The sequence below is a fragment of the Streptomyces sp. NPDC059224 genome (assembly GCF_042754285.1).
Taxonomy (GTDB): domain Bacteria; phylum Actinomycetota; class Actinomycetes; order Streptomycetales; family Streptomycetaceae; genus Streptomyces.
The window spans coordinates 1-23,271 of record NZ_JBHZAN010000065.1 but is presented as its reverse complement, the minus strand read 5'-3'; the positions used below and the strand labels follow the sequence as shown (position 1 = coordinate 23,271).

Below are 23,271 nucleotides of genomic sequence, written 5' to 3'. Positions count from 1 at the left end.
CGACCGACGCGGCTCTTCGCGAGCCCCCGCCTCCTCGGCCGGGCCCGCACGTTGGCGGGAGAAAGAATGGTGCATTCCTCATCGTGAACAGATTCCAGACCGCTGAGCGCGCCGTGCGCACGGCGGCTCCCCACGAGTTGCTCGACGCCGTCCGCGCCGTGCTGACGGAGCAGTACGGCGCGGAGGCCGTCGAGCTCTACATGGCCGACTACGGCCTGACGGCGCTGCAACCGGTGTCGGTGCGGCCGCACAACCTGGTCGCGGTTCCGGTGCACGGCAGCCCTGCCGGCCGGGCGTTCGGCTCGCAGGAGCCCTACTGCCAGGAGGGCCAGGACGGGCGGACGCGCGTGCACCTGCCGGTCAGCGTGCGCGGCGACCGGCTCGGCGTGCTGTCCGTGACGCTGCCCGGCGGCGACGCGGCCCGCGGATACGTGTCCGAACTGGCCGAGATCGCCGAGGTGCTGGCGCACGAGGTGCTCGTGGCCGAGCGCGACACGGACCTGTACCTCCAGGCCCGGCGCAAGGACCGGCTCACCCTGGCGGCCGAGATGCAGTGGCAGTTGCTGCCCGGCCGCTCCTGCACCCGGCCCGAGTACGACCTCGGTGGTCAGCTGGAGCCCGCCTACGCCGTCTTCGGCGACAACTTCGACTGGTCCGCGACCGCCGACCGTCTGATGCTCTATGTCACCAACGGCATGGGCGAGGGCATAGAGGCGGCACTGCTGACCAGCCTCGCCGTCAACGCGCTGCGCAACGCGCGCCGCGCCGGCATCTCCATCGCCGACCAGGCGGCCCTGGCCGACCAGGCTGTCTACGCCCACTACCGAGGCGACCGTTATCTGTCCGTCCTCATGTTGGACTTCGACCTGGACACCGGGCTGGTGAGCGTGGTGGACGCGGGCTCCCCGCAGCTCCTGCGGATGCGTGGCGGCACCGTCGAACGCGTCCCCTTCGAGGCCCAACTGCCCCTGGGCATGTTCGAGGAGACGGACTACGTGGCGCAGGACTTCGATGTCGAGCCCGGGGACCGGCTCGTCTTCGTCAGCGACGGCGTCCACGCGGTGCACTCCCCGAAGGGCGAGGTGTACGGCGACCGGGCCCTGGCCCGGGCCATCCACTCCACCCGGCTGTTGCCCGCCGCCGAGGTACCCCGCGCCATCCTGCGTGAACTGTCGGGCTACCGCGGTGAGGCCGTCATGGCCGCCGACGACGCCGTGGTCGTCTGCGTGGACTGGCGCGGACGCCCCCTGTCGGCGTGAATCGGCCCATCCCGTCCCGGCGGCGCCCACCCCAGGAGCGCTGCCGTGACCGGCACCGACGCGTTCCGGCCGACGGGTAATCGGGCCGTCCTGGTCCCGTTCCCCCTGCCCCACCGGTGCCGCCCGCCGGTGTCACGGCGGCGCGCGGCGTCACCCGGCTGCGCGGTGGCGACGGGTTCAGGCTGCGGAGGGACGCTGCGGCCGACCGGTGCCGACGCGTTCCGGCCGACCGGGGAATCGGGCCGTCCCGGCCCCGCGCCGCCGACTGTCGTGGAGGCGCGGGCCGCGGGCCCGTTCCCCCTGCCCCACCGGTGCCGGCCGCCGGTGTCACGGCGGCGCGGGATGCCGGCCGGACGCGCTCCGTCACCCGGCCGCGCGGTGGCGCGGGTCAGGTGGCGCCGTCCGGGTGTTCCCCTGCCCCGCGGGCATGGGCGGCCAGAAACCCCCGGAGCCCCTGCCCGAGAGCCTCCCGCTCGACCGGCTCCATGGCCCCGAGCGCGACGGCCAGGGCGTGCGCTCTGCGCGAGGCCACCTCGTCGAGAATCCGGCGGCCCTGCTGGGTGAGGAGCAGCCGCACCTCACGTCGGTTGCGCGGATGCAGCTCGCGCTCCAGCAGACCGGCCGCTTCCAGCCGGTCGCACAGCCGGCTCGCGGTCGGCGGCCCGGCCCGCAGGGCCACCGCCAGGGCGGTGAGGTTGAGCCCCGGATCCTCCCGCAGAATCCGCAGCGCCCGCAGCTGATGCGACGACAGGCGCGGGTTCGCGCTCTGCGCGGCTTCCGACCACAGATGGGCCAGACAGTCCACGGCGTCGTCCAGCGCCGACGCGAGGGGGAGGGGGCCGTCGCGCGGCCCGCCTGATCGGCCGTCCCCGGAGCCACTGAGACCAGTCACGGAGGCATCGCTTCCCGAATCCGAATCCGACTGCCATTGCAGGTACCACCTATCCAGACGCCGTACCCGAAGAGCCGCGGTGCAAGCACGTTCGACCGGCCCGGCCCGGCCGTGGCCGCCGGCCCGGTTCAGGGCAGTCTGCTCCACGTGAGTTCAGCCGTGCGGTCCGCGCCCCACAGGCGGGTGGGGGTGGCGACGCGGAGCACGAGCAGGGGGCCGTCGAAGCTCACCTGCCGGACCTGGGACCGTCCGATCCAGTTCGGGAAGAGGCTGGTGGTGACGTGGTGCTCGACGGTGGTCGGCCCGACGACCTCGAACGGGCCGCCGTAGGCGAGATAACCGGCCGCGGCCCGGGCGAGCTCGTCGTCCGCCGCGTCCTCCAGGCGCGCCGACCGCAGGGGTGGTCGGTCGCCACGGCCCAGTTGGGCGGACATGTATCCCTGGGGGGTGTAGACGATCAGGCCGTACGGCGTGGGGCCCAGCGGACTGATGACCTCGCCGTCGGTGCTCGTGGCGGTGTACGACACGAGCCGCCAGGCGCCGAGCAGCCTTTCCCGGACCCGGTCACGCACCGTGCGCGGGTTCTCCGTCGCCGTTCGGTCGGTGAGGGACATGGCAGGGCCGCCTTTCGTTTCGGGAGAGCGGACGGGCTCCGCCTGGGTGGGTGGACGGAGCCCGTAGGGGGTGGTCAGTGCCGACCGGGTTCGCCGTCGACGAGCCGCCAGACACGCAGCGGGTTCGCCTGGCGCAGCGACTCAGGCAGGAGGTCGTCCGGGAAGTTCTGGTAGGTGACCGGGCGGACGAACCGTTCGATCGCGCCCATGCCCACGGAGGTGAACCGGCTGTCGGAGGTCGCCGGGAACGGGCCGCCGTGGGTGGTGGCGTGGGAGACCTCCTGCGGGATCGAGAAGGCGTTGAACACGATGCGTCCGGTGCGCCGTTCCAGGATCGGCAGGAGCCGTTCGGCCGCGGCGCGGTCGGCACCGTCGGCGTGCAGGGTGGCCGAGAGCTGCCCGCGGAAGGCACGGGCCACCTCGAACAACTGGTCGGCGTCGGTCAGCCTCACCAGCAGGACCGCCGGGCCGAAGACCTCCTCGCGCAGGGCGGGTTCGGCCAGCAGCCGCTCGCCGGTGACCTCGTACAGCAGGGCCTGGCCGTCCCCGGCGCGGGCCGGGTCCGTGCCCGTGCCGATCAGGGCGGCGCCGCCGTCCTCCATGCGCCGCGCGTTGCGGGTGTAGGAGTCGTGGATGCCGGGCGTGAGCATGGTCCGTGCGGCCGCCTTGCGCACCTCGGCGGTCGCGGCGTCCCGCAGTTCCCGGAAGCCGGGTCCGTCGACGGCGAGGAGGACGGCGGGCTTCAGGCAGGCCTGCCCGACGTTGTACATCGCGCGCTGCACCAGGCCGCCGCCGATCTCCGCGCCGCGGGCCGCCAGGGCCGCGGGCAGGACGAACGTCGGGTTGACGCTGGTCATCTCGGTGAACACGGGAATGGGGTCGGGCCGCCGCTGGGCCCGGCGGTACAGGGCCATCCCGCCGCCCTCGGAGCCGGTGAAGGTGACCGCCCGGACCAGAGGGTGGTCGACCAGCGCCTCGCCGATCTCGTTGCCGGCGCCGCGGACGAGGGAGAAGACGCCTTCGTGCAGTCCCGCCTCGGCGACCGCCTGCTGGATGGCCCGGCCCTGGATCTCGGATCCCCCGGGGTGGGCGTTGTGGGCCTTGACGACGACGGGGCAGCCGGCCGCGAGAGCGGAGGCGGTGTCCCCGCCCGCCACGGAGTAGGAGATCGGGAAGTTGCTGGCGCCGAAGATCACCACCGGGCCGAGGGCCACCTTCTGCAGCCGGTGGTCCATGCGCGGCGTGGGCCGGCGGTCCGGCTGGGCGGTGTCGACGGCCGCCTGGAGGAAGCGGCCCGCACGGACGACGTCGGCGAACCTGCGGAAGACGCCGGCCGTCCGCGTCACCTCGCCTTCCAGCTGGCCGGCCGGCAGACCGGTCTCCAGCGCGGTACGGGCGGCGAGTTCGTCCCTGACCGACTCCAGTTTGTCCGCGACGAGGTCGAGGAACGCGGCCCGCTCGGTGAGTGAGGTGTGGCTGTAGCTGTCGAAGGCGTCGTCCGCGAGGCGGACCGCGCGGTCGACCTCGGCCACGCCGCCGAAGGCGAACTCGGGCTCGACGAGCCCCCCGGTGGCGGGGTCGAGCGCCTTCATGGTCCCGGCCGTGGCGGACACCCGGGCCGCGCCGATCAGCAGTTCTCCGGTCAGGGTCATGCGTGTGCTCCCTCGAACGCGGCGGTGAGCTCGTCCGCGGTGGTGATGGCGTGGGCGTAGGTGGGGCCGTTCAGCTCGTGCGCGGCGTGCATCATCTCGGCCTTGAAGGCGGCGGTGGCGTCGCGCACCAGCGTCACGTGGTAGCCGAGTTCCATGGCGAACCGGCCGGTGGACTCGATGCAGGTGTTCGCCAGGAGCCCGACCAGCACGACGTGGGTGATGCCGTGCTGCTTGAGCTGGAAGTCCAGGTCGGTGTTGGCGAACCCGCTCTGCCCCCAGTGCTCCGCGGCGACGACGTCCGCCGCCTGCGGCTGGAGATCCGGGTGGAACTCACCGCCCCAGGTGCCGCGGGCGAAGCTGTGCCGCTCCATGATGCCGAGCTGGGTGGGGTTGGGGTGGTCCCACGTCTCGTAGTCACCCGGCTCCCAGCGGCGGTGCGGAACGAACACCACGCGTACGCCCGCCTCGCGGGCGGAACCGATGACGGAGCGCAGGTGGTCCAGCAGGCCGGTCTCGTGCGCCATGGACTCCAGGCGCGGCCAGATCTGGCCGCCCTCGGACAGGAAGTCGTTGTAGGGGTCGATCAGGAGAACGGCCGTGCGGTGTGGGTCGTAGGTCTGGGACATGGCTCCAGCTCCAATCTGGCTTATGGCTGACATCCAGATTCAGGATTATATTCGTCATCCTGAAAGTCAAGTGAATGGCCCCCCGCCTCGCCTTCGAGGTGCTGGCGTATGATGGCCGTCATCCAGATGTGTGAGGCGCACCGCGTCGATCCACGAGAGGCGGGGACGGCATGGGCCACTCCCAGGCGGAGAAGGCGGCGAGCCGCGAGCGAGTCCTGCGGATCGCCGCGCGCAAGGTCCGCACCGACGGCATCGGCGGCCTCGGCATCGCGGACCTCATGAAGGAGGCCGGGCTCACGCACGGCGGCTTCTACAAGCACTTCGCCTCACGCGACGACCTCGTCACGCAGGCCGCCACCGCTGCCCTCACCGAGGGCTCGGCGAAGATGGAGCGGGCCGCGCGGAAGAACGACCAGGACGCGCGGGCCGGCCTCCTCGACGCCTACCTCGGCAAGCAGCACCGCGACACACCGGCCACCGGCTGCGCGCTGGTCCCCCTCGGCGCCGCCGCGGGACGTGACGGCACCGAGGGCGACCTCCACCTCAAGGACGCCTACGAGCGGCAGGTCCGCGCCTACCTGGACCTGATCGCGGGCCTGGACGACGACACCGACGACACCGACGACGCCACGGACGCCAGGGCCGAGGCCGTGCTCACGCTCAGCGCCCTGGTCGGCGCCGTGCTCATGTCCCGGGCCGTCGCCGACGAGGGACTCTCCGACGAACTCCTGGAAACGGTCAACGCCCAGCTCAAGCGGCGCGGCAGGCCCCTGCCCCCGTCCGCCTGACCCGTCCGCGGGGACCGGCTCGCTCCGTTCGCGTGCGACGTGCTGAGGCGGCCCCCGAGGGGGACCTCTCCACCGGCCGGTGAGGCGACGTACTCCCCGGACAACGCCCTTTACCTGCAAGAGCGGGCAGGGGGTCCGCTCTGCGGGGGATGTGCGATGCCGAGCCGGCGGTCCGGGGCGTCCCGGCCCGCCGACCGCGGCGGCGAACCTGAGCGCGCATACCCGGCTCCCGCCCGGAGGCTGTCGGCATGGTTCGACAACTCCTCCACCGTACGGGGTCGTTCGCCGAGAGCCGTGACGGCGCCAGACCGACGCGGTGCCGGGACCGCGTCTGACGGAGACGACGTACGGGAGCCGGACGTCCGGCTCCCGTGAGTCCCTCGCTCAAGTGCCCCATCGCCTGGCGAGTCCCTGGTCCGGTCGCCGCCGGGCCCCCGCAAGCGCGCCGAAGGCCTACTGCGCAGTCTCGTCGACGAGGAGCTCGGCGTCGGTCGCCGCCAGGACCTCCGCCACGGTGACTCCAGGAGCGGTCTCGACCAGTCGCAGACCCTCGGCCGTGACATCGATGACGGCCAGGTCGGTGATCACCCGGTCCACCACGCGGCGCCCCGTGGCGGGAAGGCTCAACTCCTCGACCACCTTGGGGCTGCCGTCCCTGGCGACGTGCTCCATGACGACCAGCAGCCGGCGAGCGCCGTGGACCAGGTCCATCGCGCCGCCCATGCCCTTGACCATCTTTCCGGGGATCATCCAGTTGGCCAGGTCACCGCGGGCCGAGACCTGCATGGCGCCGAGCACGGAGACGTCGATCCGGCCGGCCCGGATCATGCCGAAGGACAGCGCCGAGTCGAAGTAGGCGGTGCCGGGGACGATGGTCACCGTCTCCTTGCCGGCGTTGATCAGATCCGGGTGCTCCTCGCCGTCGTACGGATACGGGCCGACGCCCAGAATGCCGTTCTCCGAGTGCAGCACCACGTGCACCCCGTCCGGCAGATGGCTGGGGATCAGAGTGGGCAGACCGATGCCCAGATTCACGTAGTGGCCGTCGCGCAGTTCCCGGGCAGCACGGGCGGCGAGCTGGTCGCGGTCGAGCGGCATGGTCAGTTCTCCCCGGAGTCGGTGCGCGACACGGCTGCTTCGGCGCGGGTGCGCGCGGGACGCACGGTGCGTCGCTCGACGCGTTTGTCCAGCGACGCGTCGACGACGACCACCCGGTCCACATACACGCCCGGCAGATGGACGGCGTCCGGCGGCAGTTCACCGGCCTCGACGATGCGTTCGGCCTCCACGACGGTCACCCGCCCCGCCATCGCGCACAGCGGGTTGAAGTTGCGCGCGGCCGCGTGGAAGACGCAGTTTCCGTGCCGGTCGGCGACCGCGGCCCGCACCAGGGCGAAGTCGGCGGTGATGGCCTCCTCCAGCAGATAGCGGCGGCCACCGAACTCCCGCGTCTCCTTGGGCGGGGAGGCCAGCGCGACACCGCCGTCAGGAGTGTGCCGCCAGGGCAGCCCGCCCTCCTCGACCTGGGTGCCCACGCCGGCCGGGGTGTAGAAGGCGGGGACACCGGTGCCGCCGGCCCGCAGCCGCTCGGCGAGCGTGCCCTGCGGGGTCAGCTCCACCTCCAGTTCGCCGGACAGGTACTGGCGGGCGAACTCCTTGTTCTCGCCCACGTAGGAGGAGGTCATCCGGGCGATGCGGCCGGCGCGCAGCAGCAGCCCCAGCCCCCAGTCGTCCACACCGCAGTTGTTGGACACGACCCGCAGGCCGGATGCGCCCGTCTCGGACAACGCGGCGATCAGCGTCGACGGGATGCCGCACAGCCCGAATCCGCCGACCGCGACGGTCGCACCGTCGGGGATGTCCGCCACTGCCCGCGCGGCCGCGGCCACCACTTTGTCCATGCCGGTTCCTTCTCCACAGGGGTACGTTCCGTTCGCCGGCCCGGCCCGGCCCGCGCACGACGTCACGAGGAGGACCGGGTGCTCCTCACCCTGGCCCGCACCTGCCGTCACGGGCCATGTGTGCCGGAGCTATGACCGGGCCGCGAAGAGCGGTGATCGGCCACATGCCGCCCGCCGTACGGCGCTTCTAGGGTTCCGGCCATCACGCAACGCGCCTTGGTTGTCGCGGACCGGTTCCGTCGTCCCGGACGAGACCGACGGAACCCGGCGGCGGGGCGCGACACACTGTCAGGAGCCGATCGCCATGCCTTCCAGCCTCACGTACGCCTTCACCAGCAGATCCCTTCGTGCGCTCACCCTCCTGGCCACCGGTGCCCTGGTCGCGGGATGCACCTCGGCCGGCACCGCGGGCACCGCGTCCGACAGCTCCGACGGCAAGGCCGCATCCGTGAAGGTGGGCCTGGTCTACTCCCGCAGCGGGCTCCTCGCCGCCTACGGCAAGCAGTACGAGGAAGGCTTCAAGGCGGGACTGGCCTACGCCACGCACGGTACGGACACGGTGGGCGGCCACCGGATCGAGGTCACCGAACAGGACGACGCGGGCGACCCGGCGAAGGCGGTGGCCGCGGCGAAGTCCCTGGTCGGCAAGGGGTGCAAAGTCCTCGCCGGCACCACCGACTCGGGTGTGGCGCTGCAGATGGCGCCGCTGGCCGCCCAGAACAAGGTGCTGTACGTCAGCGGTCCGGCCGCCACCGACGCGGTCACCGGCGTCAACTCCTACACCTTCCGCTCGGGGCGGCAGTCGTACCAGGACATCCTCACGGCCGGGACCCTGCTCGGTGACGCCAAGGGCAAGAAGGTCACCGTGCTCGCGCAGAACTCGGCGTTCGGCCAGGCCAATGTGGCCGCGGTGAAGGCGGTCCTCGGCAGGAAGGGCGCGGACGTCGGCTCCGTGCTGGCCCCGCCGAGCGCCACCGACCTGACGCCGTTCGCCCGCCGGACCAGAGCCGGCAAGCCGGACCTGGTCTTCGTCGCCTGGGCGGGCTCCAACGCCCCCGGCCTGTGGACCGCGCTGAGCCAGCAGGGCGTGCTGGACGCGAGCAAGGTCGTCACCGGACTCGCGGGCACCGCCTCGTACCCGGTTTTCGGCCCGTCCGGTTCCAAGGTCGCCTTCCTCGCGCACTACTTCCCGGGTGCCGGAGGCGGCAACCCGGTCGAGAAGGCCATGCTCGACGGCATCACGAAGGCGGGCGGCACGCCCGACCTGTTCAGCCCGGACGGCTTCACAGCCGCCCAGATGATCGTTCACGCGATCCGCTCCGGCGGCGCCACGGACACCGCCGCCATGGCGAAGGCGCTGGAGGGCTGGACCTTCGACGGGCCCAAGGGCAGGGAACGGATCCGGGCCACGGACCACGCCCTGCTGCAGCCGATGTTCACCGCCCGCCTCAGGGGCAGCGGCAGCGCCGCCCGGCCGGAGCTGACCGGCAGTGTCCCGATGGCCGAGGTCGCGCCACCGGTCGCCGGCACGGCGGGCTGAGCCGATGTCCTCCTCGAACACCGCGTCCACGAGCGCCGCCGACGCCTCGGGCGACCGGGAAGCCCCTGCCGTCCCGGCACCGGTGCTCCGGCTGCGCGACGTCGGCTGGACGGTCGGCGGCGCGACGATCGTCGACTCCGTCTCCTTCGACGTCCACCAGGGCGAGTTCCTCGCCTTCATCGGCCCGAACGGCGCGGGCAAGACATCGCTGTTCAACCTGGTCAGCGGCCTCAGCCCGGTCTCACGGGGCACGATCGAACTGGACGGCCACGACGTCACCGCCGAGGCCGCGTACGCCCGGGCCCGGCGTGGGCTCGGGCGCACCTTCCAGACCTCCAGCCTGTGGCCGGGGATGACGGTCGCCGACCATGTGCGGCTCGCGGCCCAGGCCGCCGAAGGCGGCTCGTACCGGATATGGCGCCGTGCCGGCACCTACCCGGAAGTGGTCGACCGCGTGCTGGCGCGCACGCAGCTCGCCCATCGCGCCGAAGCCGGCGCCGACGCCCTCTCGCACGGCGAGAAACGCAAACTCGAACTCGCGGTGCTGCTCGTCGGCGAACCCCGGCTGATGCTGCTGGACGAGCCGATGGCCGGTGTGAGCGCCGAGGAGGTGCCCGCGCTGACCGAACTCATCCGGTCGCTGCACAAGGACGAGGGCCGCACCGTGCTGATGGTCGAGCACCACATGGACGTGCTGCTGGAGCTGGCGGGCCGGGTGGCCGTGATGCACCACGGCACGCTGCTCGCGCTGGACACCCCGCAGGCCGTGATGGCCGACCCCACGGTGCAGCAGGCCTACCTCGGGGAGGAGCTGTGACCCCGCCGCCCCTGCTGACCGTGCGTGACCTGCGCGTCGTGATCGGGAGCAGGCACATCCTGCACGGCGTCGACCTGGAGGTGGCAGCCTCGGGGACCACGGCCCTCCTGGGCCGCAACGGAGCCGGCAAGACGACCACGGTACGCGGCATCCTCGGCCTGGTCCCACGCACCGGCAGCGTGCTGCTGGCCGGCGAGGAGACGGTGCGCCTGGCCACCCACGCGCTGGTGCGCCGGGGCATCGGCTACGCACCCGAGGACCGCGGCGTCTTCGCCGCCCTCAGCGTCGCCGAGAACCTGCGCCTCGCCGAGCGGACCGCAGCCGGTGAACCCGACTACGACCTGGTGCACGAACTGTTCCCGGAGCTGAGGCGACGGGCCCGGCAGGCCGCGGGCACCCTCTCCGGGGGCCAGCAGCAGATGGTCGCCGTCGCCCGGACCCTCCTCAACGGCAACCGGCTGATCATCGCGGACGAGCCCACCAAGGGGCTGGCCCCCAAGGTGGTCACGGAAGTCGCCCAGGCACTGGAGCGCGCGGCCGAGGCGGTGCCGGTGCTGCTGGTGGAACAGAACCTCGCCGTGGTGCGGCGCCTGGCCCGCGACTGCGTCGTCCTCGCCGACGGACGCACCGCGCACCGGGGCTCCACCGACGACCTGCTCGCCGACCCCGAGGCCGCCCGTCGGCTGCTCGGCGTCGGCGGCGCCGGCCTCGGCGGCGCCGAGGCGCCCGCCGGTCGGTCCGTTCACATCGCGGCCCGCCCCGCCGCCCGGCTCCCGGAGGCCGACGCCTGATGCCCACGGTCGTACTGCTCGTCTTCACCGGACTGGGCCTGGGGGCCCTGTACTTTCTGGTCGCCTCCGGCCTGTCGCTGATCTTCGGACTGATGGACGTGCTCAACTTCGCCCACGGCGCCCTGTTGTCCGTCGGCGCCTACGGCACCTGGTGGGCCGCGTCCGGTCACCTGCCCGGGGCCGGATCCGGCGGGGCGGGGTTCGCTCTCGCCGTCGTCTTCGGCACCGCGGCGGGCACCGTCGCCGCCGTGCTGCTCGAACTCGCGGTGATCCGCCCGCTCTACACCCGCCCGCGCGAGCAGATCCTCGCCACGGTGGGCGTCGGCCTGGCCGTCCCGGCCCTGCTGTCCGCGATCTGGGGTTCCGACGCCCGGCCCTTCCCCGGCCCGAAGGCCCTCTCCGGTACCTTCGCCCTGCTGGGCGCCGAGGTGCCGCTCAACCGCCTGGTACTGACCGGCGCCGCCCTGCTCGTGCTGACCGCGCTCCGGCTGTTCCTCGGCCGCACCCGGCACGGACTGGTCGTCCGGGCGGGGGTGGAGGACCGGGCGATGGTCACCGCACTCGGCATCGACGTGCGGAAGGCCTTCACGCTGGTCTTCGCCATCGGCGGCGGAGCGGCGGCCCTCGGAGGCGCCCTCGGCGGCCTCTACTTCGGCTCCGTGGACCCCGGACAGGGCACCTCCCTGCTCATCTTCGCCTTCGTGGTCGTCGTGACAGGCGGCATGGGCTCACTTACCGGCGCCGCACTGGCCTCGGTGGCCGTGGGTCTCGTCCAGCAGTTCGCCAACTACTACACCACCGCAGGCCTCGGCGACCTCGCCGTCGTCGTCCTGCTCGCCGCCCTGCTGCTGGTCCGGCCGCGAGGGCTCACCAGGAGGCTCGCATGACCATCGTCACCCAGCCGCGCGGCCCGGCCCGCGCGGGGGACCACACCGTCGCCGGCCGCCTGGAACGGCTGCGGCACGCCTCCCGCTGGTGGCCCGCCCCGCTGCTGGTGGTGCTCCTCGTGGTGCCCTACAGCGCACTGCCGTTGCCGGTCCTGCTCGACGGCCCGATCGGCAGTCCCGGCAACCTCCAGCTGCTCGCCCTCTGCCTGGTGTTCGGCGCCCTGGCCACCGGCTACGACCTGCTGCTCGGCCGCACGGGACTGCTGTCCTTCGGGCACGCGCTCTACTTCGCCGCGGGCACCTACGTCACCAACATCGTCATGCTCGAAGCGGGCCTGTCATTCGCAGTGTCCGCACTGCTGGGACTCCTGGCGGGCACGGCGCTCTCCGCGCTGCTGGGCGCGATCAGCCTGAGGGTCGAGGGGATCGCCTTCTCCATGGTGACCCTGGCCTTCGCGCAGGCCGCGTCGATCCTCGTGCAGCGCGACCCCGGCGGCGTCACCGGCGGCGAGGAGGGCAGGGCGGCTCCCGACGGCGGGCTGCCCGCCCCGCTGGTGGGCATCCAGCACACCGCGGGCCTGTACTGGACCGCCCTGGCCTACCTCGTCGTCGTGCTGGCCGTCGTGCAGTGGACCGTCCGCTCTCCCATCGGGCGGGTGTGGGAGGGCATCAAGGAGAACGAACGCCGGGTGGAGGTACTGGGTATGCGCCCCTACGGCTACAAACTGGCCGCCTTCGTCATGGCCGGCACCCTGGCCGCACTCGGCGGCATCGTGTACCTCCTGCTGACGGGCGGTGTCACTCCGCGGACGACCACCTCCGACTTCACCCTGTCCCTGCTGGTGATGGTGGTACTGGGCGGTTCGGGCACCCGATGGGGTCCCCTGGTCGGCGGCATCCTCTACACCTGGGCCGACCAACGCCTCGGCGACCTGGCCGGATCGGAGACGGTCACCTCGCTGCCCACCGTGGTGCGGGCGCCGCTCTCGCAACCGTTGTTCCTGCTCGGGGCCCTGTTCGTCGCCGTCATCTATCTCCTTCCCGGGGGCGTGGTGAAACTGCCGGAGCGAATCCGCGCGGCCCGCAGACTCCGGGCCACCGCCGAGCGCGGAGAGGTCGTGCCGTCATGAACCGCACTCCGAGGACTGCCGCGACGGGTCGTCCACGGGCCGCCGCACCGGCGCGCGAGGAACTGCGGGTGCCGGTGCGCGGCGGTGAACTGGCCGTGTCGCGCTGGCGTGCGGATGATCCGGCCGCGCCGGTGGCACTCGCGCTGCACGGCATCACGGCCAACGGCCTGAGCTGGGCCCGCGTCGCCCACCACCTGGCCGGACGGATGACCTTGGTGGCGCCGGACCTGCGTGGCCGGGGCGGCAGCGGGCGGTTGCCCGGCCCGTACGGCATCGCGGTCCACGCCGACGACACGGCCGCGGTGGCGGACACGCTGGGACTGGAGCGGGTGGTGCTGGCCGGCCACTCGATGGGGGCCTTCACCGCGGCCCTGACCGCCGTACGCCATCCGCGTCTGCCGACGGCCCTGCTGCTGGTGGACGGCGGGGTGGGCTTCCCCGTCCCGGCGGACCTGGACCCGGACGAGCTGCTCGACGCGGTGATCGGCCCGGCCGTGCGGCGGCTGTCGATGACGTTCCCGGACCGGGACGCCTACCGCGCCTTCTGGCAGCGGCATCCGGCCTTCGGCGACAGTTGGTCACCGTGGGTCGACGCCTACATCCAGCGCGATCTCGTGGGGGAGGAGAGCCGGCTGCGCTCCTCCTGCAGCAGGGAGGCGGTCCGCATCGACGGCGTGGACCAACTCCGGGAGGAGGTGTCGGGCGCGGTGCACCGGCTGCCCTGCCCGGCCGTGCTCCTGTGGGCCGAGCGCGGTGTGATGGACGAGTCCCAGGGTCTGTACGACGAGCGTCGGCTCGCCGCCGCGCGCCTCGCCCCTGAACGGGTACGCACGCAGCGCGTGTCCGGCACGAACCACTACACGATCCTCGTCGGTGACGAGGGCGCCCGGGTCGTGGCGCGGAACCTCCTGCACGCGGCGGGCGGGCGCGGAACGAGTGGGCCGGGCGCCGTCCCGTCGGGGTGACCGCGGCATCGGCTCCGGGGCGGCGGAGCGCGCCGCGGTCGTGCGCCGGGCCGTGCCCGTGCGCACCCGCTCGCGCGTCAGGTACCCGACAGCAGATGCAGACGCAGGGCGAGCTGGAGTTCCAGGGCCTGCTCGGGGGAGTTCCACCCGGCGCCGAGCAGCGCCTGGACGCGGTCGAGGCGCTGTACGACCGTGTTCACGTGCACGTGCAGTTCCTCCTTCGCCCGGGTGAGGCTTCCGCCGCAGTCGAAATAGGCGCGCAGCGTACGCACCAGTTGGGTACCGCGTTGGCTGTCGTACGCCAGCAGCGGGCCCAGGGCCGCGGTGACGAAGCCGTCCACGTCGTGGTTGTCGCCGAGCAGCACGCCGAGGAAGCCGAGTTCGGTGACGCCCGCTCCCTGCCCGGTGCGATCGAGTATGTGCAGGGCTCGCAGACAGCGCACGCCTTCGGCGTGCGCGTCGGCGACAGCCCGTGGCCCCGCTGCCGGGCCTGTGCCGGCCACGGTGACCGGCGCGCCGATCAGTTGGCCGAGCTGCCCGGCGGCGAGCCGGGCCGCCTCCCCCGGCGCCTTGCCTTCACCGGGAAGCAGCAGGACCACGGCGGCCTCGTGCTCCGCGCTGACGCCGCCGCTCCCGAAGAGGTACCGCACGGCCGCGTCGGCGAGCCGGCCCCGTGCCTCGTCGACGGTCCGGGCGACGAGCAGGACGTGTGGCCGGTCGAGGTCGAAGCCGAGGCGACGGCCGCGGGCCACGAGGCCGGCCGGATCGCGATCGGGCGCGGTGAGCAGATCGGTGATCAGATCGCCGCGGACCCGGTTCTCCGTCTCGGCGACCGACCGCCGCAGCAGGAGGAGCAGTGACGTCACGACGCTGCTGCGCTCGAACAGGCGCTGGTCGGGGCCGTCGAGGTCCGGTCGCCCGTACAGGACCAGACAGCCCAGCAGTTCCTGCCCCGCGAGCATCGCGCAGACCCAGCGCCCGTCACGGAACACCGCGCGGGCGGCGGCGCGGGAGCTCTTCGCCGACGCGACCAGCGCCGCCGCCTCCGCGTGACCTGCTTCTGCGGACCCCTCGGCGAACGCGCCGCCTTGCCCGCCCACCGCGGTGAGCGGCCACCCGGACCCGTCGTGGACCGCGACGTCCCCCTTCAGCAGACCGGCCACGGCGGTGGCGACATCGGACACGTCGCCACCCCGCAGCACGAGATCGGTGAGCCGGTCATGGGACTCCTCGGCACGCTGGATGGCGGCGGAATGCTCCCCGATCACGGCGTTGGCCTCGGCGAGTTCGGCCAGCGCGGTCCGTGCGTCGGCCATGGCCTTCGCGGTGTCGATCGCGATGGCCGCGTGGTCGGCCAGTGAGCACAGCAGGGCCACCTCGTCCGGCGCGAAGGTGCGGGGCGTGCGGTCGGCCGCGAAGAGGGCCCCGATGACCTGGCCACCGCTTCCCGATCCCAGCAGCAGCGGTACGCCGAGGATCGCGACCAGTCCCTCGTCCAGGACTCCGGCGTCGATGCTGCCGGTGTGCACGAAGCGGTCGTCGGTGCGGTAGTCCGGGGTGGCGTAGGGACGTGCGGTCTGCGCGACCAGACCGCCGAGGCCCTCGCCCAGTTGCAGGCGCAGGTTCTGGAACAGTCCGGACACCGAGCCGTCGGTGACCCGCATGAACGTGTCCCCGGCCTCCTCGTCGGGCAGGGTGAGGTAGGCCGTGTCGGTACCCAGGAGCAGGCGGGCCCGCCGGACGATGGACCGCAGTACGGCGTCGAGGTCGCGCAGGGCGGCCAGATCGCCCGCGGTGTCGAAGAGCGCCGTCAACTCGGCTTCCCGGCGCCTGTGTTGTCTGAGCGTGCTCTGCACACGCAGCGCGGCCTCGGTGGCTTTCTCGACCTCCGCGAGGTCCTCGGCGGTGGCACCGTCGCGGCGCGCATCGGCTGCGACGGTGCCGAGCTCTTCGGCGGGGGCGCCCGCGGCGAGGAGCTCCAGCAGCCGCCGCAGATGACAGGTGACGGAGACGGGCGAGTGCGGCATGGGCGGGCTACCGTTGCGAAGTCGGTGGACGGTGGTGTCGGGACATGGCCTGGAGCGTACGGCCGATGAGGGCCGGTGTCCCCCCGGACCGGGAGGACACCGGCCCTCGGTGAGCGGCTCGCGCCGTCAGGCGGATGTGGCCGACCGCTGTTCCCGGACGGGTTCGGCCGCCACGGAGCCGTCCGGCTCGATGGCCGCGAGGTCTCGGCCGCGGGTCTCGCGGGAGGCGACGACGGCCACCACGGTGATCAGCGCCGCCAGACCGATGTACACCGAGATCGGCGTGGAGTCGTCGTACGAGCTCAGCAGCGCGGTTGCGATCAGCGGAGCCGGGGCGCCGGCCGCCACCGAGGAGAGCTGGGCCCCTATGGACGCGCCGGTATAGCGCATCCGCGTGGCGAACAGCTCCGAGAAGAACGCCGCCTGGGGCGCGTACATGGCGCTGTGGAAGATCAGCCCGACGGTGACGGCCAGCACCAGCGAGGGGAACGACCTGGTGTCCAGCAGGGCGAAGAAGGCCCACGACCACAGGCCCACGCCGACCGCGCCCACCAGGTACACGGGCTTCCGGCCGACCCGGTCCGAGAGCGCGCCGAACAGCGGGATCAGACAGAACTGCACGGCCGAGCCGATGAGCACGGCGTTCAGCGACGTCTGCTTGTCGATCTTGAGGTGTTCCACGCAGTAGGTGAGGACGAACGCGGTGATCACGTAGTAGGAGATGTTCTCCGCCATCCGCGCGCCCATCGCGACCAGGACGTCCCGCCAGTGGTGGCGCAGGACGGCGACGAACGGCGGCTGCTCGGCCCGCTCCTGCGCCTTGCGCCGTTCGGCCTTGGCCAGCGCCTCCTTGAACAGGGGCGACTCGTCGACGGACAGCCGGATCCACAGACCGATCATGACCAGGACGGCCGAGAGCAGGAACGGCACCCGCCAGCCCCAGGTGTTGAACGCGTCGTCGCTGAGCACGCTGGTCATCAGGGAGAGCACTCCGACGGCGACCAGGTTGCCGGCCGGAGCGCCGGCCTGCGGCCACGAGGCCCAGAACCCGCGCCTGCCGGCCTCACCGTGCTCGGAGACCAGCAGGACGGCGCCGCCCCACTCGCCGCCCAGGGCGAAACCCTGGATCAGACGCAGGGTGGTCAGCAGCAGGGGCGCCGCGACGCCGATCGTGTCGTAGCCGGGGACGCAGCCGATCAGGGCGGTGGAGAGCCCCATCATCAGCAGGCTGATCACCAGGAGCTTCTTGCGTCCGAGGCGGTCGCCGAAGTGACCGAAGACCACGGCGCCGATCGGCCGGGCGGCGAAGCCGATGGCATAGGTGAGGAAGGACAGCAGTGTCCCGGTCAGCGGGTCCGACTCGGGGAAGAACACGCGGCCGAACACGAGGGCCGCGGCCGAGCCGTACAGGAAGTAGTCGTACCACTCGATCGTGGTGCCGATCAGGCTGGCGGCGACGATGCGCCTGAGGTTGTTCGGGGCCGGTGGAGCGGTTGCGGGCGACGACATCGGCACCACTTCCTGGGGTGTGACGGGGACGTTTGCGTGTCGCCACACCGTAGGAATCCACAGGTCAGGCGCACATGTGGCGGGGCAACACAGTTCGGGGGTCGGTTATGCGTGCGGCCACCATGCCGGCTCATGGAAAGCCGGTTCCGGGGATCGACGGTGGCCGAAACGGGTGCCGTCCGGGACGCGTGGTGCCGGGTGGTTGCGACGGTCCGGTGTTGACTCCCGTGCAGGTGCGGTGCGAAAAGCCCGTACGTCGTCCGCTCTTCGGGGCCCCGGTGCAGTTGGCGACGCTTTCTGAAACGTTGCGCTTCGGGTGAACCAATGTCTGTGCCCGGGAGATCAGATTTTGACGGACCGCGCGGTGGGAGTTTTTGCCGCCAAGAGCAGAGCGCAATTATCCAACGTACACGGGCCGTTCCGGCGTGCTACTGTCGATCTCGGTTGCAGTTGTGGTTCCCAAAATTTCAAGTGCCCCCACCAGGCTTCTGCCGGTCGGGAGTGTGCTTCTGTATTTCCGGTCATTTCCGGGCGGGGTAATCATCGCGGCGACGCGGCGTTCGCGCAGTGCGGATTCCGATGCATTGCCCCAAAGGAGATGTGACATGGCTACCGGTACTGTGAAGTGGTTCAACGCGGAAAAGGGCTTCGGCTTCATCGAGCAGGACGGTGGCGGCCCCGACGTGTTCGCCCACTACTCGAACATCGCGGCGCAGGGCTTCCGCGAGCTGCTCGAAGGCCAGAAGGTGAACTTCGACATCGCGCAGGGCCAGAAGGGCCCCACTGCCGAGAACATCGTTTCCGCCTGACGCTCACGCATCATCCGTAGCTGGGGCCCGCGTCCTTCGGGGCGCGGGGCCCAGCTACACGCATCTTTCGCGGTGATTTCACCCGCGGAGCGACTCGGAGGAATCCGCGGTCCCACCACGCGCGGCTCCTCCTGCAGAGCTGCGGGCGCATCCTGAAGAGCTGCACCGCAGTCGACGCCCGGATCTTAGGCCCCCACCGCGCCACTCATTTCAGCACGCGCGCCCCGGAGATTTCCGCCGGCCAGATTGCTTTCATTGCCACCGGTCCATACTTGTAATTCTCCATGCCGCTCATCGCTGCGGGAATTCCTTGATATGTGCCATCGAGGAAGGTTCCGCATGAACCGCACACGTACGAACGACCGCTCCGCCCGCACCCGTCAGGGCGGTGCCGACGCGCCGAAGCGCGGCAGTCGCTTCGGCTCGCCGGCACCACGCCGTTCCCAGGGGCCTGCCCGTTCCGGCGGCCGTCGTCCCGCCCCGGTGCAGGGAGAGTTCGCGCTGCCCAGGACGATCACCCCCGCGCTTCCTGCCGTTGAAGGTTTTGCCGATCTCGGCATGCCCGAGCAGTTGCTGGCCGAACTCGGCAGGCAGGGCGTGACCGTGCCGTTCCCGATCCAGGGCGCCACGCTGCCGAACTCCCTGGCGGGCCGTGACGTCCTGGGCCGCGGGCGCACCGGTTCCGGCAAGACCCTCGCCTTCGGCCTCGCCCTGCTCGCCCGTTCGGCCGGACGGCGTGCTGAGCCCCGCCAGCCGCTGGGGCTGATCCTCGTACCGACGCGTGAACTGGCGCAGCAGGTGACCGACGCGCTCACTCCGTATGCCCGCTCCGTCAGGCTGCGGCTGGCCACGGTGGTGGGTGGCATGTCCATCGGCAGGCAGGCGGTCGCGCTGCGTGGCGGGGCCGAGATCGTCGTGGCGACCCCTGGCCGGCTCAAGGACCTCATCGACCGTGGCGAGTGCAGCCTGAACCAGGTGAGCGTCACGGTGCTGGACGAGGCCGACCAGATGGCCGACATGGGATTCATGCCGCAGGTCACCGCGCTGCTCGACCAGGTGCGCCCGGAGGGGCAACGGATGCTGTTCTCCGCCACCTTGGACCGCAATGTCGACCTGCTGGTGCGCCGCTATCTGACCGACCCCGTCGTGCATTCGGTCGACCCCTCGGCCGGTGCGGTCACGACGATGGAGCACCACGTCCTGCACGTCCACGGCGCTGACAAGCACGCCGCCACGACCGAGATCGCCGCTCGCGACGGCCGGGTGATCATGTTCCTGGACACCAAGCATGCCGTCGACCGGCTGACCCAGGACCTCCTCAACAGCGGAGTGCGCGCCGCCGCGCTGCACGGCGGCAAGTCGCAGCCGCAGCGCACCCGCACGCTGGCGCAGTTCAAGACGGGGCACGTCAGCGTGCTGGTGGCGACCAACGTCGCGGCGCGCGGCATCCACGTCGACAACCTCGACCTCGTCGTCAACGTCGACCCGCCGACCGACCACAAGGACTACCTCCACCGCGGCGGCCGTACCGCCCGCGCCGGCGAGTCCGGCAGTGTCGTCACCCTCGTCACACCGAACCAGCGCCGCAGTATGGTGCGCCTCATGTCGGACGCCGGGATCCGGCCGCAGACCACCCAGATCCACTCGGGCGACGAGGCCCTGCGCCGGATCACCGGCGCTCAGGCCCCCTCCGGCATCCCGGTCGTCATCACCGCACCGGTGTCCGAACGCCCCAAGCGCAGCGCCACCTCCCGAGGCCGGCGACGCCCCGCTTCGGGAAGCCGGCGCGCCCCCGTACGCAAGTCCGTCTCCGGCGCGGCGGCCTAGGACCTTCGTGATCAAAAAGCTGACCCATCTCTGCAGGAGGCACCTTTTGACGCTGGTTCAGATGCAGCCCCGCCCGGCGAGCGCCGGCCCCGTGCACAGGACGGCGGAGGAGGTCGTGGACGAGGCCGGACCGCAGGTCTGTGACGACATGAGCATCGAGGTCGCGCTGTCCGTCATGGCCGCGGCCCGCACGAGCCGACTGGTCGTCTGTGACCAGGACGACCAGCGCACCGGCCTGGTCACCCGGACGGACCTCACCACCGTCCGCGACAGCTCCGCCTACACGGACCGCCTCCGCCTGCGCGACATCCTCGGCGACCACGGCTCGTTCACCTCACCCGTGACCGCCATGGCCGAAGCCGAGGGCGCGCTGCGCACCCGTGGGCTCGGTCTCCTGCCGGTGGCCGACGCGCAGGGCGGCGCCCTGGACGTCCTCGCTCTCTCCCGCTGAGCCACCACACCCCGGTCGGACCGTTCTCCCCTTCTCCCCTGTGAGGCCCCATGCGCTGCGTCATCGCCCGCTTCCCCTTCGAGCTCACCAAGGGGGGCGTGCTGGAATCGATGAAGGGCATCAAGCCCGAACCGGTCACCGGCGATTTCGTGATCATTGGCCGTCGTCACTATCCCGTCAAGCAGGTCGGCCAGGTCGTCACGCGCCAGGACCGCCGTGACTTCAGCGTCCCCGAAGTCCTGCGAGCCATGACTCAGCTCGGCTTCACCTGCCGCGCCGTCCCCAAGGCCGTGCCCCTGGGCGCTCTCGGCCCGATGCAGCACGCCTCCTCGATGCTCGGCGCCCCAGCTTCCGTCTGACCCGGGAAACAGCACGAACCGACACCTGAACAGCGCTGTGGGCCCTACCGGTACGCCGGTCGGGCCCACACTGCGTGCGCGGCCGGTTCCTGTCGCCGCCGCTCCGTGACCGGAATGGCTGAGGCCGCCCATGGACCAGGCGCTGACGTCCTCGATCGCCGTCCTCCATCCCCCCGGGGGCGTCGAAGACGGCGGCGAACTCCCCCGAGCGGGCGAAATCCGTCAGCACCTCCGACACTCCCTGCCTCCGCAGCGCCCCGGGAGCCGGGCGGCCGGCGATGAAGCGGACTGTGTTCGCGGGCCATCCGGCTGCTCGACTTGAGCGGTGACGCGGACACGACCAGGACCACGGTGTCCGCTTCGTCAGGGGCCATGGCGAGAGTGGCGAGAGTGGCGAGAGTCGCCTCGGGACGAGGAAGCAGATCCTCGTCAAGGCGCTGAGGCGGAAGCAGGAGCGTCGACCGGTGGAGTTCCTCACGAGACGCGGTGTCGGCCGGTGCCCGCCGGCGGCAGCCGCGGCGCTTTCGGCGACGTCACGCCCAACCCGACGTGCTGCGCGGCGATGGGTCACTGCGAGCGCCTCACTGGGCCTCGGATCTGCTTGAACCGTCCGTGGACCGGTCCAGCAGACAGGTCGGCACGGATTACGTCATCTTTGGGCGCGCGGAAATCTATGCCAGATGAAGTAGGTATTGGGTGGCGGTGTGGGTATAGTTTCTCTCGTAGCCGAGATCGAGCGGGTGCGGCGCAGAGATGAACTGCCGGGCAGCAGTACACGCAGTTGCAGTTCGCAGCGGCCGTACCCGTGAGTGACTAGTTGATCAAGAGGGAAGAACGGAGGAGCCGAGCGCCATCAGGATCGCCCGGGCGGAAGCCGTGGCCCGGGTACCGCAGGACATCGATAGTGAGGTGGTCTCCGGTCAGGCAATCGCGATCCCCGCGCCCCCGACAGCATGTCGGTGGGGTCTGCGGAAACACAGGGCCGGTTCAGTATCAGGGCCGGCAGATGGTGTAGTAGTTCCTTCGGGGCCCTGGTGCCGGTACGGCGCCAGGGCCCCTCGACGCGTTCCACAGAGAGGTGCGATGACAGCAGACGACACGTTCGGCCGTCTCGATGACGACGACTACCCCGCCTACACCATGGGCCGGGCCGCCGAGATGCTCGGCACCACACAGGGTTTCCTCCGCGCCATCGGCGAAGCCCGCCTCATCACCCCGCTGCGCTCCGCGGGCGGCCACCGCCGCTACTCCCGCTACCAGCTGCGCATTGCGGCCCGCGCCCGGGAGCTCGTCGACCAGGGGACCCCCATCGAGGCCGCCTGCCGCATCGTCATCCTCGAAGACCAACTGGAGGAGGCCCAGCGCCTCAACGCCGAATATCGCCGTGCCGCCGAATCAGCGAACCCGTCGGCAGGGGCATGAGAGGAGCGTGCCCGTCGGCGTCGGCGGGCACGCACGGTCTCGTGTGCGGCGTGATCACTTCCTCTGGTGACGCGGCGTGTGGGCGTGTAACGTCTGCGTCAGCTGTCGTGGTTCGGAATTCCCTCTTGCCCACGCCTTTGGTGTGGGCGTTTTGCTGTGCTGTGCCGCAGGAACCAGGGCGATCACCTCCGCCTGCCACACGGAGTGGGAGGCGTTCATCGACTGGAAGGCATGACCATGGCTACGGGAACTGTGAAGTGGTTCAACGCGGAGAAGGGCTTCGGCTTCATCGCCCAGGACGGCGGCGGCCCGGATGTCTTCGCGCACTACTCGGCGATCAACTCCACTGGCTTTCGTGAGCTCCAGGAGGGCCAGGCCGTGACGTTCGACGTCACCCAGGGCCAGAAGGGTCCGCAGGCCGAGAACATCAACCTGGCCTGACCTCGCAGACCCGCCCGGGGGAGCGCGCACGTCGCGTCCGTGGCCTCCGCCGGTGCGGGTCCTGTCGCCCACCTGGACGAAGCCGCCTGATCTGTGGAGGCCCGGGCCGATGCGACTTCGGCCCGGAACCTCCCGGCCTCAGTCGCCGCGGGCGACGCCGGGCACGGGAGCCGCGTGTCCTGCGCCGCGACCGTGCGGCTCGGAGGAGCCGGCGTCAGGGCGTGCGCGGTCTCGCCGGTATCCCGCATGACCTCCGCGTCCGGCGCCGCGGGTCCGGACCGACCCGGTCGCCGGTGAAGTCGGTGATGAAGAACGACACCGACGCGGCCCCGAGCTGCTGCTTGCGCATGCCCGCGACCGTCGAGTGACTTGACGAGTTCCGTCGGCGCCAGCGTCCCCGCCAACGTCATGGCCTCCCTCGGCCGTCCCCGTTCTCCGAAGTGCGTCGCCCACCCCCCCCCGCCGGGGGGGGGCGCGGCCGGCAGGTCCGCGCGCCGCGCGGGGGCGCCCGCCGGCCGCACCCCGGCAGCGGGCGGCCCCCGGCGGCGGCGGCGGAGGAACTGT

General features: G+C 71.8%; 23 protein-coding genes. 14 read left to right on the top strand and 9 right to left on the bottom strand.

Annotation, left to right across the window (positions count from 1 at the left end):
* Positions 1-83 precede the first annotated feature (83 nt).
* Complete coding sequence (locus ACFXI4_RS42285; RefSeq protein ID WP_385002363.1) at positions 84-1,259, top strand: PP2C family protein-serine/threonine phosphatase; 1,176 nt, start codon at positions 84-86, stop codon at positions 1,257-1,259.
* Positions 1,260-1,647: 388 nt separating this feature from the next.
* Here ACFXI4_RS42285 and ACFXI4_RS42280 read toward each other — a convergent pair whose 3' ends face one another.
* From ACFXI4_RS42280 to ACFXI4_RS42265, 4 genes are all read right to left on the bottom strand, one after another.
* Positions 1,648-2,151 (bottom strand): MarR family winged helix-turn-helix transcriptional regulator, encoded by a 504-nt coding sequence (locus ACFXI4_RS42280; RefSeq protein ID WP_385002360.1) that lies wholly within the window; start codon positions 2,149-2,151, stop codon positions 1,648-1,650.
* Positions 2,152-2,279: 128 nt separating this feature from the next.
* On the bottom strand, positions 2,280-2,765 hold the full coding sequence (locus tag ACFXI4_RS42275; RefSeq protein WP_385002357.1) for a lipocalin-like domain-containing protein: 486 nt from the start codon (positions 2,763-2,765) through the stop codon (positions 2,280-2,282).
* A gap of 74 nt (positions 2,766-2,839) precedes the next feature.
* Positions 2,840-4,417: an aldehyde dehydrogenase (NADP(+)) gene (locus tag ACFXI4_RS42270; protein ID WP_385002354.1), complete on the bottom strand. Its 1,578-nt coding sequence runs from the start codon at positions 4,415-4,417 to the stop codon at positions 2,840-2,842.
* A complete protein-coding gene (locus tag ACFXI4_RS42265; protein ID WP_385002351.1) occupies positions 4,414-5,043 on the bottom strand; it encodes a cysteine hydrolase in 630 nt (209 codons plus the stop codon). The genes ACFXI4_RS42270 and ACFXI4_RS42265 overlap by 4 nt, the downstream gene beginning before the upstream one ends.
* A 170-nt stretch (positions 5,044-5,213) precedes the next feature.
* Here ACFXI4_RS42265 and ACFXI4_RS42260 point away from each other — a divergent pair, with 170 nt between their 5' ends.
* Positions 5,214-5,831: a TetR/AcrR family transcriptional regulator gene (locus ACFXI4_RS42260; RefSeq protein ID WP_385002348.1), complete on the top strand. Its 618-nt coding sequence runs from the start codon at positions 5,214-5,216 to the stop codon at positions 5,829-5,831.
* A gap of 453 nt (positions 5,832-6,284) precedes the next feature.
* Here the strand turns inward: ACFXI4_RS42260 and ACFXI4_RS42255 are convergent, their stop codons facing one another.
* Positions 6,285-6,929: a CoA transferase subunit B gene (locus tag ACFXI4_RS42255; protein ID WP_362727872.1), complete on the bottom strand. Its 645-nt coding sequence runs from the start codon at positions 6,927-6,929 to the stop codon at positions 6,285-6,287.
* A 2-nt stretch (positions 6,930-6,931) separates the two neighbouring features.
* Positions 6,932-7,732, bottom strand: coding sequence for a CoA transferase subunit A (locus tag ACFXI4_RS42250; RefSeq protein ID WP_362727874.1), 801 nt, complete (start codon positions 7,730-7,732; stop codon positions 6,932-6,934).
* A gap of 304 nt (positions 7,733-8,036) precedes the next feature.
* Between ACFXI4_RS42250 and ACFXI4_RS42245 the strand changes: the two genes are divergently transcribed.
* Genes ACFXI4_RS42245 through ACFXI4_RS42220 form a run of 6 tightly spaced genes read left to right on the top strand, consistent with a single transcriptional unit; the run spans position 8,037 to position 13,862 of the window.
* Positions 8,037-9,272 (top strand): substrate-binding domain-containing protein, encoded by a 1,236-nt coding sequence (locus tag ACFXI4_RS42245; RefSeq protein ID WP_385002344.1) that lies wholly within the window; start codon positions 8,037-8,039, stop codon positions 9,270-9,272.
* Positions 9,273-9,276: 4 nt separating this feature from the next.
* Positions 9,277-10,089 (top strand): ABC transporter ATP-binding protein, encoded by an 813-nt coding sequence (locus tag ACFXI4_RS42240; protein WP_385002341.1) that lies wholly within the window; start codon positions 9,277-9,279, stop codon positions 10,087-10,089.
* The gene (locus ACFXI4_RS42235; protein ID WP_385002338.1) at positions 10,086-10,880 is read left to right on the top strand and encodes an ABC transporter ATP-binding protein; all 795 of its coding nucleotides are present in this window, start codon (positions 10,086-10,088) and stop codon (positions 10,878-10,880) included. The genes ACFXI4_RS42240 and ACFXI4_RS42235 overlap by 4 nt, the downstream gene beginning before the upstream one ends.
* Entirely contained in the window at positions 10,880-11,767 is an 888-nt protein-coding gene (locus ACFXI4_RS42230; protein WP_385002335.1) for a branched-chain amino acid ABC transporter permease, read from the top strand. The genes ACFXI4_RS42235 and ACFXI4_RS42230 overlap by 1 nt, the downstream gene beginning before the upstream one ends.
* The gene (locus ACFXI4_RS42225; RefSeq protein WP_385002332.1) at positions 11,764-12,897 is read left to right on the top strand and encodes a branched-chain amino acid ABC transporter permease; all 1,134 of its coding nucleotides are present in this window, start codon (positions 11,764-11,766) and stop codon (positions 12,895-12,897) included. The genes ACFXI4_RS42230 and ACFXI4_RS42225 overlap by 4 nt, the downstream gene beginning before the upstream one ends.
* Positions 12,894-13,862: an alpha/beta hydrolase gene (locus ACFXI4_RS42220; protein ID WP_385002329.1), complete on the top strand. Its 969-nt coding sequence runs from the start codon at positions 12,894-12,896 to the stop codon at positions 13,860-13,862. Before ACFXI4_RS42225 ends, ACFXI4_RS42220 begins: the two co-directional genes overlap by 4 nt.
* Positions 13,863-13,939: 77 nt before the next feature.
* Here the strand turns inward: ACFXI4_RS42220 and ACFXI4_RS42215 are convergent, their stop codons facing one another.
* Both ACFXI4_RS42215 and ACFXI4_RS42210 read right to left on the bottom strand, forming a co-directional pair.
* Positions 13,940-15,889: a helix-turn-helix domain-containing protein gene (locus tag ACFXI4_RS42215; RefSeq protein WP_385002326.1), complete on the bottom strand. Its 1,950-nt coding sequence runs from the start codon at positions 15,887-15,889 to the stop codon at positions 13,940-13,942.
* A 126-nt stretch (positions 15,890-16,015) separates the two neighbouring features.
* A complete protein-coding gene (locus ACFXI4_RS42210; RefSeq protein WP_385002324.1) occupies positions 16,016-17,398 on the bottom strand; it encodes an MFS transporter in 1,383 nt (460 codons plus the stop codon).
* A 605-nt stretch (positions 17,399-18,003) separates the two neighbouring features.
* Between ACFXI4_RS42210 and ACFXI4_RS42205 the strand changes: the two genes are divergently transcribed.
* The 6 genes from ACFXI4_RS42205 to ACFXI4_RS42180 all read left to right on the top strand — a co-directional run bounded on the left by ACFXI4_RS42205 (position 18,004) and on the right by ACFXI4_RS42180 (position 22,707).
* Positions 18,004-18,207, top strand: a complete 204-nt coding sequence (locus ACFXI4_RS42205; protein ID WP_362723809.1) for a cold-shock protein — start codon at positions 18,004-18,006, stop codon at positions 18,205-18,207.
* A gap of 339 nt (positions 18,208-18,546) precedes the next feature.
* The gene (locus ACFXI4_RS42200) at positions 18,547-20,034 is read left to right on the top strand and encodes a DEAD/DEAH box helicase (protein ID WP_385002320.1); all 1,488 of its coding nucleotides are present in this window, start codon (positions 18,547-18,549) and stop codon (positions 20,032-20,034) included.
* Positions 20,035-20,080: 46 nt separating this feature from the next.
* Positions 20,081-20,485: a CBS domain-containing protein gene (locus tag ACFXI4_RS42195; RefSeq protein ID WP_385002317.1), complete on the top strand. Its 405-nt coding sequence runs from the start codon at positions 20,081-20,083 to the stop codon at positions 20,483-20,485.
* 50 nt (positions 20,486-20,535) lie between these two features.
* Positions 20,536-20,844, top strand: a complete 309-nt coding sequence (locus ACFXI4_RS42190; protein ID WP_385002314.1) for an SCO5918 family protein — start codon at positions 20,536-20,538, stop codon at positions 20,842-20,844.
* A gap of 1,083 nt (positions 20,845-21,927) precedes the next feature.
* The gene (locus ACFXI4_RS42185; protein WP_362732744.1) at positions 21,928-22,266 is read left to right on the top strand and encodes a MerR family transcriptional regulator; all 339 of its coding nucleotides are present in this window, start codon (positions 21,928-21,930) and stop codon (positions 22,264-22,266) included.
* A 237-nt stretch (positions 22,267-22,503) separates the two neighbouring features.
* Positions 22,504-22,707, top strand: coding sequence for a cold-shock protein (locus tag ACFXI4_RS42180; protein ID WP_030052720.1), 204 nt, complete (start codon positions 22,504-22,506; stop codon positions 22,705-22,707).
* A gap of 214 nt (positions 22,708-22,921) precedes the next feature.
* On the opposite strand, the gene ACFXI4_RS42175 is transcribed toward ACFXI4_RS42180, so the two are convergent.
* Positions 22,922-23,056, bottom strand: a complete 135-nt coding sequence (locus tag ACFXI4_RS42175; protein ID WP_385002311.1) for a hypothetical protein — start codon at positions 23,054-23,056, stop codon at positions 22,922-22,924.
* Positions 23,057-23,271 lie beyond the last annotated feature (215 nt).